Source organism: Bacteroides sp. MSK.20.12 (genome assembly GCF_019052435.1).
GTDB lineage: Bacteria > Bacteroidota > Bacteroidia > Bacteroidales > Bacteroidaceae > Bacteroides > Bacteroides xylanisolvens.
The window spans coordinates 33,781-46,922 of the sequence record NZ_JAHQVH010000032.1 but is presented as its reverse complement, the minus strand read 5'-3'; the positions used below and the strand labels follow the sequence as shown (position 1 = coordinate 46,922).

11 protein-coding genes are annotated in these 13,142 nt (G+C 39.3%); 1 reads left to right on the top strand and 10 read right to left on the bottom strand.

All coding sequences use genetic code 11. The annotated features are described in order from the left end of the window. Nucleotides 1-13 precede the first annotated feature (13 nt). From KTR06_RS16415 to tsaD, 10 genes are all read right to left on the bottom strand, one after another. Entirely contained in the window at nucleotides 14-1,009 is a 996-nt protein-coding gene (locus tag KTR06_RS16415; RefSeq protein WP_004314364.1) for a MoxR family ATPase, read from the bottom strand. Between the two features lie 240 nt (nucleotides 1,010-1,249). Continuing rightward, nucleotides 1,250-2,668, bottom strand: coding sequence for an HU family DNA-binding protein (locus KTR06_RS16410; protein ID WP_120068407.1), 1,419 nt, complete (start codon nucleotides 2,666-2,668; stop codon nucleotides 1,250-1,252). Between the two features lie 13 nt (nucleotides 2,669-2,681). Beyond that, a complete protein-coding gene (locus tag KTR06_RS16405) occupies nucleotides 2,682-2,954 on the bottom strand; it encodes an HU family DNA-binding protein (RefSeq protein WP_004314362.1) in 273 nt (90 codons plus the stop codon). Beyond that, on the bottom strand, nucleotides 2,947-4,257 hold the full coding sequence (gene rimO / locus KTR06_RS16400; RefSeq protein ID WP_120068411.1) for a 30S ribosomal protein S12 methylthiotransferase RimO: 1,311 nt from the start codon (nucleotides 4,255-4,257) through the stop codon (nucleotides 2,947-2,949). The genes KTR06_RS16405 and rimO overlap by 8 nt, the downstream gene beginning before the upstream one ends. Next, nucleotides 4,254-5,213: a signal recognition particle-docking protein FtsY gene (gene ftsY, locus KTR06_RS16395; RefSeq protein WP_120068416.1), complete on the bottom strand. Its 960-nt coding sequence runs from the start codon at nucleotides 5,211-5,213 to the stop codon at nucleotides 4,254-4,256. The genes rimO and ftsY overlap by 4 nt, the downstream gene beginning before the upstream one ends. Before the next feature lie 138 nt (nucleotides 5,214-5,351). Beyond that, nucleotides 5,352-5,510, bottom strand: coding sequence for a DUF4295 domain-containing protein (locus KTR06_RS16390; protein ID WP_004295982.1), 159 nt, complete (start codon nucleotides 5,508-5,510; stop codon nucleotides 5,352-5,354). 17 nt (nucleotides 5,511-5,527) lie between these two features. Beyond that, entirely contained in the window at nucleotides 5,528-5,716 is a 189-nt protein-coding gene (gene rpmG, locus KTR06_RS16385) for a 50S ribosomal protein L33 (RefSeq protein ID WP_002560155.1), read from the bottom strand. Nucleotides 5,717-5,737: 21 nt separating this feature from the next. Further along, nucleotides 5,738-5,998, bottom strand: a complete 261-nt coding sequence (rpmB, locus tag KTR06_RS16380; RefSeq protein WP_004314359.1) for a 50S ribosomal protein L28 — start codon at nucleotides 5,996-5,998, stop codon at nucleotides 5,738-5,740. Nucleotides 5,999-6,120: 122 nt separating this feature from the next. Beyond that, the gene (locus KTR06_RS16375) at nucleotides 6,121-7,353 is read right to left on the bottom strand and encodes a competence/damage-inducible protein A (protein WP_120068419.1); all 1,233 of its coding nucleotides are present in this window, start codon (nucleotides 7,351-7,353) and stop codon (nucleotides 6,121-6,123) included. A gap of 39 nt (nucleotides 7,354-7,392) precedes the next feature. Further along, the gene (gene tsaD / locus KTR06_RS16370) at nucleotides 7,393-8,412 is read right to left on the bottom strand and encodes a tRNA (adenosine(37)-N6)-threonylcarbamoyltransferase complex transferase subunit TsaD (protein WP_120068423.1); all 1,020 of its coding nucleotides are present in this window, start codon (nucleotides 8,410-8,412) and stop codon (nucleotides 7,393-7,395) included. 200 nt (nucleotides 8,413-8,612) lie between these two features. Between tsaD and KTR06_RS16365 the strand changes: the two genes are divergently transcribed. Further along, a complete protein-coding gene (locus KTR06_RS16365; protein WP_120068427.1) occupies nucleotides 8,613-13,067 on the top strand; it encodes a translocation/assembly module TamB in 4,455 nt (1,484 codons plus the stop codon). Nucleotides 13,068-13,142: the final 75 nt, after the last annotated feature.

The following is a 13,142-nucleotide window of genomic DNA, read 5'->3' as shown; positions in this document are numbered from 1 at the left end:
TTATAACTACAAATTAGGGCACTTCAACCTTATTCAGAATCTTACTGATGATTTCGTCCGAAGTCATATTATTAGCTTCAGCTTCGTATGTCAATCCAATACGATGACGGAGAACATCATGTGCTACAGCACGTACATCTTCCGGAATTACGTAACCGCGACGTTTGATAAATGCATACGTACGAGCAGCCAAAGCCAGATTGATAGACGCACGAGGTGAACCTCCGAATCCGATCATATCTTTCAGTTCCTTGAGGTCATATTTTTCAGGGAAACGAGTTGCAAATACAATATCTACAATATAACGTTCAATCTTCTCATCCAGGTACACTTGACGAACAACCTTACGTGCTTCAATAATTTCATCCGCTTTGAGAATAGGCTTCACATTGAACTTCTCACCATTGATATTTTGGCGAATAATCAGTTTTTCTTCTTCCAGCTTTGGATAATCAATGACAACTTTCAACATGAAACGGTCAACTTGTGCTTCAGGAAGCGGGTAAGTACCTTCTTGTTCGATAGGGTTCTGAGTAGCCAGTACAAGGAAAGGTTCCGGTAATATGAATGTTTCTTTACCAATAGTAACCTGACGTTCCTGCATTGCTTCCAGCAAAGCACTCTGTACTTTAGCAGGAGCACGGTTGATTTCATCAGCTAATACAAAGTTTGCGAAAATTGGTCCTCGCTGCACTTTAAAAGATTCATCTTTCTGACTGTAAACCATTGTACCAATAACGTCGGCAGGCAATAAGTCCGGCGTAAACTGGATACGGCTATACTTCGCATCAATCAGAGAAGCGAGTGTTTTAATAGCCAAAGTTTTCGCCAAACCAGGCACACCTTCCAAAAGAACGTGACCATCGGAAAGTAATCCGATAAGCAGTGATTCAACCAAATGTTTCTGACCAACAATGATTTGGTCCATCCCTGTCGTAAGATTGGTAACGAAAGCACTTTGTCTTTCAATCCGCTCATTTAGCTCGCGGATATCAATTGATTCAGCCATAAATACTTAATATTTTATTATTTAAATCCCTTTTATTTTATGTAAGCCTTTCCTGTGTGTTGTAAGGCTTCTTATTTTGCCTCCAAAAGTACGCCATATAATTAACGATTGCAACTAATTTTTATTAAAAAACAATGCGAAATCTTTAGATTAAGGTACTTTCATACGCTTTTGTACATCCATAACATTTCACCCGATCAATACAGGATTTGTATGATCGGGTGAATGGATTATTGCTATTTATTCTTTTGTAAGTTCCGGTATTTCAATTGTTGTGCCATATGGTACGTTATTGGGGTTCTTAATAACCTTCGGATTGTGCTTCACAATGTATGGCCACATTGCTTTTGTACCATAAAAACGCAAGGAAACCCTAGTTAAAGTTTCTCCTTCTTTGATTGTATATTTTGTTTTGGTTCCTGTAATTTTATAAGATGCTGAATCCAAATAAGCAGATGTAGCGGGTTGCTGTGGAGCTGTCTGGGGTTCTGCTTTGGCAGGAGCAGTTTCTTCTTTTTGGGCAACAGGTGGTGTGGGCGTAACAACTTTAGGTACATCAGGAGTTATTTCCTTTATGGTATCCTTCTGTTCAATTGTATCGGAAAGTTGTGTTTCCGGTTGAACGGGTTGAGTTGTCACAGGTGGCATATCCAGCGCATTCTTGTCAGATGAAGAAGAAAATAAATCCGGGTAATAAATAAACAGGATAACCCCTCCACATAATAACAAAACGATTACAATAACAGCTATTAAATAAGGTACAGGAGATTTTTCCTTCACTGGAGCTGTTTTTTTAGAAGCCGGTTGGGATACATGTTCTGATTTGACCGGTTTTATCGTTTCTTTTTTAGCAGGAGGTATTATAGGAGCCACAGGTTGCAGGTTTGCTTTCATAAGCTCTTGTTCTATAATTTTCTCGGCAGTGATCTCCTCTTTTTCTTCTATTATAGGTGCTGCTGGTTGTTGTTCTACCATTGCGACTTCCTCTTCCGGGACTTCTTCATCTTCCAGCTGTTCGACTTTCTCTTCAATATTAGTTTCTGTGCTGGTCCTTTTAGGTTCTACATGAGAGGATGGCTCAATAGATTCTTCTACTGTAGATACATTTTCAACGATAACAGGTTCTTCAATGGAGTCTTCCACAGATGGTTGAGCAGTTATTTGCTCTTCCTGAATCAACTCTTTTTCTGAAAGTTCATCATCAGTGCTTTCATATTCCTCCGTTACAAGGGGGGGCGTATTCTCACCAATCTCATTCAATACAGTTTGTGCTGATGCTTCCTCACCTGCTTCTTCTTCCTCTGCATCTTCTATCGGAGTATCTTCCAAAATTGTATTTTCATTCAATACAACAGTCTCAAAGTGTGCGAAAGGCTTATTTATTGTATCTCTTAGATTGGCATCCGGAGAAAATGAGACTTTTGTATGTCCCTTTATCTGGAAACGTTCTCCTGTGTTGACATTGACACTTTCCCGGCTATCTACATCAATAAGTTTGAAAGTTCCCAATCCTTTGATTTTTACAGTCTTTTCGTTCTCCAAAGCTTGTTCTATCAAGAGAAAAAACTCTTTAACAAACGCTTCGGCGTCTTTCTTGGTCATGCTATGTTTGGCTGCCAATAAGTCAGTAAGGTCTTGAATTGTTAGTCTTTCATTCATAACGGGAAATTATTTATTTAAACTTATCTTTCAATGTATTGCTAGGTCTATAAGATAGTACTAATTTGGGTGGAACCAACATGCGTTGTTTACTTGCCGGGTTGATTGAAATTCGTTCCGCTTTCTTTTTAACTTCAAAAGAGCCGAATCCTTGAACTGCAATCACATTACCTTCTTCCAATTCTTGTGTCATGCTGGACAACAAAGAACCTATCAATTCGGAAGTATCCTTGATTGTGTATCCCAATCTTTCCGCTAGTTCGGATGTAAATTCCTTATTATTCATAGTCATTTATAATCTTTGCATATAAATCAAAATCGTCTGCATTCGTCACTTCCACCTGATAAAACTGTCCGATCTTAAGTTCTCTCTCTGAACGCTTAACCAGCACTTCCGGATCTACTTCCGGTGAATCAAATTCTGTTCGTCCAATATAATAATCTCCTTCCAAACGGTCGATGATAATTTTCATCTGTTTACCGATTTTTTCCGCACTTAATTCTGCCGAGATACCTTGCTGGATGTCCATCAATTCATCAAGTCTGGCTTGTTTAACCTCTTGTGGAATAGAATCTTCGTATGCTTTTGCAGCATAAGTTCCCTCTTCTTCGGAATATGCGAAAGCTCCCATCCGATCGAAACGTACTTTGCGCACAAACTCTTTAAGCTCTTCGAAGTCTTCCTCGGTTTCTCCGGGATGCCCTACCATTAAAGTTGTTCGCAGGTGAATGCCTGGCACTTCTTTACGAAATTGTTCAATCAGTCGGTAAGTATCCTCTTTGCTCACTTGCCGACGCATTAATTGCAACATATTGTCGCTGATATGCTGAAGAGCAATATCCATATATTTACATACATTATCGCGTTCACGCATAACCCGGAATAAATCCGTTGGGAAATGTGCCGGATAGGCATAATGCAACCGAATCCATTCCACGCCAGGGATATCGGAAATACGTTCAATCAGTTCCGGAAGCATTTGCTTCTTATACCGATCGATTCCATAATAAGTCAATTCCTGTGCGATCACCTGAAATTCTTTCACGCCTTGCGATACCAGGTATCGTACTTCGTCCAAAATTTCCTCCATCGGTTTGGAGATATGGCGTCCTGTAATAATGGGAATGGCACAATAAGAACATTTGCGGTCACACCCTTCTGAAATTTTCAGGTAAGCATAGTGCTGGGGAGTTGTCAATGTCCGTTCGATATATAACTCATCATGATAGACCTTTCCTAAATCTTGTAAAAGCTCCTTCCAATTGAATTTGCCATAAAATTTATCTACTTGCGGTATCTCAACAGCCAATTCCTTCAGATAACGTTCGGAAAGACAACCCATCACGAAAAGTTTCTTTAAATCCCCTTCTTCCTTTCTTTCAGCAAACTCCAGAATCATATTTATAGACTCCTCTTTGGCATCACCAATAAAGCCGCACGTATTGATTACTGCAATTTCTCCTTGTGGATTTTCAGTATCATGGGTTACGCTATATCCGACTTCTTCCAGTTGACGCATTAACTGTTCGGAGTCAACCAAATTTTTAGAGCATCCTAAAGTGATAATATCTATTCTCTTTCTTTTCATGCATTCTCTCCAAACAAGGAATCAACGAATTCATTTTTACGGAATACTTGCAGGTCTTCCATACCTTCACCTAACCCGATATATTTAACAGGAATCTTGAATTGATCGGAAATACCAATCACAACACCGCCTTTAGCGGTTCCGTCAAGTTTAGTGATAGCCATAGCAGTTACTTCGGTTGCCAGAGTGAATTGTTTGGCTTGTTCGAATGCATTTTGTCCGGTGGAACCGTCCAATACCAATAAAACTTCATCCGGTGCAGCGGGTACAACCTTCTTCATCACATTCTTGATTTTGGTCAGCTCGTTCATCAAGCCCACTTTATTATGCAGACGACCGGCTGTATCGATAATAACCACATCTGCATTATTGGCAACGGCAGAACTAAGAGTGTCATAAGCCACAGATGCAGGATCCGCTCCCATTTTCTGTTTGACAACAGGAACCCCTACCCGTTCTCCCCAAATCATTAACTGTTCTACGGCTGCAGCGCGGAAAGTATCGGCTGCTCCCAAATAAACCGATTTGCCTGCTTTTTTGAATTGATAAGCCAGCTTGCCGATAGTTGTAGTCTTCCCTACTCCATTCACTCCCACAACCATAATTACATAAGGTTTCCTTGTGATGGGTACGTCAAAATCAGCTACATCATCCGAGTTGTTTTCGGTAAGCAAAGCTGCTATTTCGTCACGTAATATAAGATTCAGTTCTTGAGTATTCACATACTTATCAGCCGCAGCGCGTTTCTCGATGCGTTTGATAATATTTAAAGTTGTTTCTACACCTACGTCAGATGTGATCAGTACTTCTTCCAGATTATCTAATACTTCATCGTCTACTTTTGACTTACCAGCCACAGCACGAGCAATCTTACTGAATACGCTCTCTTTGGTTTTAGATAATCCTTTATCTAAAGTTTCCTTCTTCTCCTTTGAAAAAAAACTAAAAAATCCCATATTGACACTTGTTTGTATAATACATTTGCTACAAAGATATAACAAAGGATTGGAAAAGTAAAAAAAGAAGCAATAAAAAATCCCCTCATTGTTCACCAATGAGAGGATTTTGCAGTTATAGCGTATATGCTATTTCGATTATTTTTTGAAAAAGTCTTGTACTTTTTCGTTCGGAACCATTTGTTCATCAAAAACGTATGCTCCAGTTTTCGGAGATTTTACCATTTTGATAACCTTGGTATAAGCACGACCTTCTTTTGAACCTTCGTGCAAACTTGCTACTGTTTTCTTTGCCATGGGTTATACTACTTTTATTATTTAATTTCCTTGTGTACTGTTACTCTCTTCAGAATTGGGTTGTATTTTTTCAACTCAAGTCTTTCTGTAGTATTCTTTCTGTTCTTAGTTGTGATATAACGAGATGTTCCCGGCATTCCACTGTCTTTGTGTTCTGTACATTCCAGAATCACTTGTACTCTGTTACCTTTTGCTTTCTTTGCCATTGTAAGTTTTCTCCTCTACGTTTAGCCGATTACTTTAATGCTTTTCCAATCACAATAACCTTTAGCCACTGCTTCAGTCAGCGCAGCATCCAGTCCTTTTTTGTTGATAATACGCAACCCGTTAGCGCAAAGGCTAAGGCTGATCCAACAATCCTGTTCTACATAATAGAACTTTTTGTTAAACAAGTTCAAATCAAAGGTTCTTTTAGTTCTTCTCTTTGAGTGTGAAACATTGTTGCCAATCATGGCTTTCTTTCCGGTAATTTGACAAATCTTCGACATTTCTATCTTATTTTTATAGTTTTATATCTATACTTATTTCAAACAGGACGCAAAGTAAGCACTTTTATCCGTATAAAACAAGAATTTCTTAAAATAATTCACTTTCAGGCACCTATTTTTCTTTATTTGAGTAAATCACGGAGCATTAATAGGGCATTATTGCCAGCTCTTTCAATGTTCATGCCTCTTCCGCGGTTTGTTTCCTGCTTGTAAGTATGAATTTCGTTTTTATAACCAGCAGCTATCCATACAGTTCCCACCGGCTTTTCCGGAGTACCACCTCCAGGGCCTGCTATCCCTGAAGTAGCAACAGCGCAATCTGTTTTTAATGTTTTCATCGCACCTTTTACCATTTCAATCACAGTTTCCTCACTGACAGCTCCATATCGTTCCAAAGTTTCGGAGGAAACGTGCAAAAGCCCCATTTTCACTTCATTAGAGTAGGCCACTACACTTCCATTAAAATATTCAGAACTGCCGGCGATGGAAGTCAACCGTGCGGCAATACTGCCCCCGGTACAACTTTCTGCGGTGGAAACGGTCAATTTCTTCTTTTTTAAAAGCTCACCGACTATAACCTCCAATGGTGTATCTTCTTCACTGAAAATATCTTCACCAAGTATTTCCTCTAATTTTAACTTTTCACGTTCAAGAAGAACTTTTACTTCTTCTCTGTTTTGTCCTCGTCCTGTCAGTCTAAGACGAATAATGCCAAGTTTGGGTAGATATGCCAATTTAATGCATTCCGGTAAAGCGTTCTCCCACGATTCTAACTTTTCGGCTAATACAGATTCCGGATAGTGCTGTACGAGAAATGTTTGATGCATAATAACATCCGTTTGAAACCTATCGTGCAGCTTAGGTAACACGCTTTCTGTCATCACAGCAATCATCTCTTGTGGAACGCCCGGCATGGAAACAAGTACCTTGCCATCCCTCTCGAACCAACTGACAGAAGCACTTCCCACAGGGTTATTTATTACCATACAATCTTTCGGGACCATTGCCTGGCTTTTATTGAGTGCATTCATTGGTATTTTTCCTGCCAGTACCCGCTTTACGTTTTCGAATACTTCTTCGTTGAAAACCAGTTCCGTATGGAAGTATTTACATAAAGTCTGTTTGGTAATATCGTCTTTGGTAGGTCCGAGGCCTCCGGTTACTAAAACAATATTCACCCTTTCCATCGCATTATCAATCGCTTCCATGATTTCTTCTTCCCGGTCACGGATTGAAACAATACGAAGAACCTCAATACCTATTTTATTTAATTCCTGCCCCATCCAGGCAGAATTAGTATCGACAACCTGTCCTATCAGCAGTTCATCGCCAATGGTTATTATTTCGGCAAACATACTTCTTAGTTTTATCCTATTATATATAAGGTATACTTATTATAATGTCACACGGGAATAAGCCGGAAGATCAATAGAACAAAAATCCTTATCCAGATATTTGAAATATCCGGTAATGGCAATCATGGCTGCATTATCGGTAGTATAACTGAATTTAGGGATGAAAATATTCCAACCATATTTCTCGGCGTGTTCTCGAAAAGCATTGCGTAATCCGTTATTTGCGGAAACTCCTCCAGCTACTGCTATTTCATTAATTTTATATTCTTTGGCAGCTTTCCGTAATTTATCCATCAGAATGTCCACTACAGTAGCTTCCAATGATGCTGCAAGGTCCACTTTATGATGCTCTATAAAATCTGGATCATCTTTTAGCCAGTCGCGTAATGAATATAAAAAGGAAGTTTTCAATCCGCTGAAACTGTAATCTAAACCGGGAATATGCGGTTTGCTAAATGTAAAAGCTTTCGGATTTCCCTGGCGTGCTAATTTGTCAATGATTGGTCCACCCGGATAGCCAAGTCCCATCACTTTAGAACATTTATCAATTGCTTCACCTGCCGCATCGTCAATAGTCTGTCCGAGGATCTCCATATCATTATAGGCTTTTACCAGTATGATTTGTGAATTTCCTCCGGATACCAGCAAGCAAAGAAATGGGAAAGCGGGCTGCCTTTCTTCCTCTCCTTCTGCTTTAATAAAATGTGCTAAAACATGTCCGGTCAAGTGATTAACGTCAATCATTGGAATGTTTAAGGAACGAGCAAATCCTTTTGCAAAGGAGACTCCGACAAGCAAAGACCCCATCAATCCTGGACCACGAGTGAAAGCTACTGCGCTCAACTCTTCTTTGGTGACACCGGCACGTTTTAATGCTTCATGTACTACCGGTACGATGTTTTGTTGGTGTGCCCGTGAAGCCAACTCGGGTACTACTCCACCGTATGCTTCATGTACGGCTTGACTTGATACCACATTTGACAGCAAATAACCATCCTTGATTACGGCTGCCGACGTATCGTCACAGGAGGATTCAATTCCTAAAATTATTGCACTCATAAGTATTTAAACTATTAAACGGTGCAAAAGTAATCATAAAACTACGATTCGTAACGAACTATTTTATATTTTTGTTCGCAAAATAAAAGTTATCGCATATCAGAACGCTGAAAAAGACTGTACGCTGGGTAGTTGGTATTGTACTGGGAGTATATATCGGGACTATTGTTTTGCTGAATATACCAAGCATTCAGCAAACAATGAGTGTATTTGTGGCTAAAGAACTTTCCGAAGTTTTAAACACAAAGGTAGTGATTGGTAGAATTAATATCGGTCTATTGAACCGTATTATTATTGATGATGTATTGCTTGACGATCAAAGTGGTCAGGAAATGCTTAAAGTCACTCGTTTATCCGCCAAGTTTGATATTATGCCTTTCTTTAAAGGAAAGATATCCATTAGCAGTGTTCAGCTCTTCGGATTTAATATCGATCTCCGGAAAGAGACTCCGGAGTCTCCTCCTAATTTTAAATTTGTTTTGGATGCTTTTGCTTCCAAAGATACAGTAAAGAAAGAAAGTTCACTTGATTTACGAATTAACTCCATCCTGATTCGTCGTGGAAGGATGTCCTATCATGTGTTATCGGAACAGGAAACACCGGGAAAATTTAACGCCAAGCATATTCAGCTTCAAAATATCATAGCCAATATATCGCTGAAAGCCTTAAGTAAGGACTCTTTGAATTTAGGAATCAAGCGATTGAGCCTTGATGAAAAGGCATCCGGCTTTTCTTTGAAAAAAATGAGTTTGAAACTGGTTGCCAATAACAAGCAGACAAACATTGATAATTTTACTATAGAGTTGCCCGAAACATCTCTCAAGCTGGATACCATTCATTTAGAGTATGATAGTTTGAAAGCTTTTGACCGTTTTACAGAACAAGTGCATTTCTCTTTCCGTACTTTGCCGTCGCAAGTTACTCTAAAAGATATTTCTCCTTTTGTTCCTATCCTATCGCATTTCAAGGAACCGGTGACATTGGATATGGAGGTGAAGGGAACTGTGGACCAGTTGACTTGTTCGCATTTGGAAATTACGGCCGACGACCGCCAGTTTCGTTTGCGAGGGGATGTGTCGCTTCAGGACTTGTCGCGTCCACAAGATGCGTATGTATATGGAACACTTTCCGAGCTTTCGGCCAATACTCGTGGAGTCGGCTTCTTAGTGCGTAATTTGAGTCACAATTATAATGGAGTTCCTCCGCTTCTCGAACGTTTGGGAAATGTAAGTTTTCAGGGAGAGATTTCAGGATACTTTACGGACCTAGTTACTTACGGGCAATTACAAACGAGTCTTGGAAATGTAAAAACCGACTTAAAATTGAGTTCTGACAAGGCTAAAGGACTGTTTGCATATTCCGGTGCTGTCAAAACTGAAGATTTCCAGCTAGGTAAATTATTGGATAATGAGAAGTTGGAAGAAATCACTTTCAATCTGGATGTACATGGGCGGCACATTACCGGGCAATTGCCAGCTGTGGAATTGAAAGGATTGATCGCTTCGGTAGATTATAGCAGATATAGATATGAAAATATCACATTGGATGGAGAATACAAACAAGGTGGATTTAATGGTAAAGTGGCGTTGGATGACCCTAATGGATCGATTTATCTGAATGGAGATGTAAATGTTACGTCTAAAGTGCCTACTTTTAATTTTCTTGCAGTAGTCAACAAAGTACGTCCACATGATTTGAATCTTACGACTAAATACCCAGATGCGGAGTTCTCTTTAAAACTGAAAGCTAATTTCACAGGTGGATCAGTGGATGAGATGATTGGAGAAATCAATGTGGATAGTTTGGAATTTACAGCTCCGGATAAAGCATATTTTATGCAGAATATGAATATCCGGGCTACCAAACAGAACGGCGAGAACCAACTAAGATTGACTTCAGAATTCCTGAAAGCAAGTATAGAAGGTAAATTCCAGTACCACACATTACCTGCCAGTATTCTGAATATTATGCGGAAGTATGTGCCGTCTTTGATATTACCTCCCAAGAAGCCGATTGAAACACATAACAATTTTCTGTTTGACGTACATATATATAATACGGACATTTTATCTACAATCTTTGATATACCGTTGACAGTGTACACTCATTCCACATTGAAGGGATATTTCAATGATGCCTTACAACGCTTGCGTGTAGAAGGATATTTTCCCCGTCTGCAATATAAAAATAACTTTATTGAGTCGGGCATGATTCTGTGCGAGAATCCTGCAGATCATATTCGTGCACAGGTTCGTTTGACTTCTTTGAAAAAGAAAGGGGCAGTCAATCTATCCTTGGATGCACAAGCTAAAGATGATAATGTCAGTACGACATTGAATTGGGGGAATAATGCTGCAGTGACATATAGCGGGCAATTGGCTGCCATTGCCAAATTTCTACGTACAAGCGGAGAAAAACCATTGTTGAAAGCGATGGTAGATGTAAAACCTACTGATGTTATTTTAAACGATACTCTTTGGAAGATACATGCTTCACAAGTGGTGGTCGATTCAGGCAGGGTGGATGTGAATAACTTCTACTTTAGCCATCAGGATAGATATGTACGTATTAACGGCCGGCTCTCCGAGAATCCTAAAGATACTGTAAAGGTTGATTTAAAAGATATAAATATGGGATATGTATTTGATATTGCAAGCATATCCGACGATGTGAATTTTGAAGGTGATGCAACGGGAACAGCTTATGCAAGCGGAGTGCTAAAGAAACCTATTATGAATACCCGTTTATATATAAAGAACTTTTCACTTAATCAGGGTCGCTTGGGTGATTTGGATATTTATGGTGAGTGGGATAACGAAAATAGAGGTATCCGGTTGGATGCATCCATTCAGGACATATCCCCTTCTCCGTCACGTGTCACAGGTATTATTTATCCATTGAAACCCGAGAGCGGACTTGATTTAAATATTGAAGCAAATGAATTGAACTTAAAATTCCTCGAACATTATATGAAGTCTATTGCCAATGATATTAAAGGACGTGGGACGGGAAAAGTACATTTCTATGGAAAATTCAAAGGATTGAATTTGGATGGTGCGGTTATGACAGACGCTTCCATGAAGTTTGATATTCTGAACACACATTTTGCTGTAAAAGACACGATTCATCTGGCTCCTACCGGATTGACATTTAATAATATACATATATCCGACATGGAAGGACATTCGGGAAGAATGGACGGATATTTGCATTTCCAGCATTTTAAGAACTTAAACTATCGTTTTGAGATACAGGCAAATAATATGCTTGTGATGAATACGAAGGAATCGGCAGATATGCCTTTCTATGGTACGGTATACGGTACCGGAAATGTATTACTTGCCGGAAATGCCACACAAGGGTTGGACGTAAACGTGGCTATGACAACTAACCGAAATACTACCTTTACTTATATTAATGGCAGTGTAGCATCGGCTACCAGTAATCAGTTTATTAAGTTTGTAGATAAAACACCCCGTCGTACTATTCAGGATTCTATTCAGGTAATCTCATATTATGAACAAATACAGCAAAAACGTCAGGCAGAAGAAGAGCAGAAAACGGATATCCGTTTGAATATTCTGGTGGATGCAACTCCCGATGCCACCATGCGAATTATCATGGACCCTATTGCCGGAGATTATATTAGCGGAAAAGGTACGGGAAATATTCGAACGGAATTTTATAATAAGGGTGATGTGAAGATGTTTGGTAATTATCGGATTAATCAGGGAGTATATAAATTCAGCTTGCAGGAAGTAATCCGTAAGGACTTTATAATTAAGGATGGAAGCACAATAACGTTCAATGGAGCACCTCTGGATGCTAACATGGATATACAAGCTTCATATACAGTGAATTCTGCTTCCTTGAATGACTTGATACCGGATGCTTCGGCTATTATCCAACAACCCAATGTACGTGTAAATTGTATCATGAATTTAAGTGGTATGCTGGTACGTCCGACTATCAAGCTGGGCATAGAGCTTCCAAATGAAAGGGATGAAATACAAACATTGGTACGTAACTATATCAGTACGGAAGAGCAGATGAATATGCAGATCCTTTACCTGCTGGGTATTGGTAAGTTTTATACGGAAGATGCACGGAATAATAATCAAAATTCGAATGTGATGTCTTCGGTGCTCTCATCTACCCTCTCCGGCCAGTTGAACAATGCACTTTCACAAGTCTTTGAAACAAATAACTGGAATATAGGTACGAATTTGAGTACGGGTGATAAAGGTTGGACGGATATGGAAGTAGAAGGTATTCTATCGGGACAATTATTGAATAATCGTTTATTGATAAACGGAAACTTCGGTTATCGGGATAATCCGATGGCTAATACTAACTTTGTAGGAGACTTTGAAGCAGAATGGTTGATTACCCGTTCGGGAGATATCCGTTTGAAGGCTTATAATGAGACGAATGACCGCTATTATACAAAAACGAATTTGACTACACAGGGAGTAGGTATCATGTATAAGAAGGACTTCAATAAATGGAGTGATCTCTATTTTTGGAATAAATGGCGGTTGCGTAATAAGCGCAAACGGGAAGAAGCGGAAAAGGTGAAACCGCAACAGACGGACAGTATCACTGATAAAACAGCCAAATCGGCAGTAAAGAGAAATCATTCGCAACAACAATAAACATATAATAAACGATGACATGATTCCAGGCGGATATGTCAACGTTCATTATATGTGAGAATTATGTAATCAGGA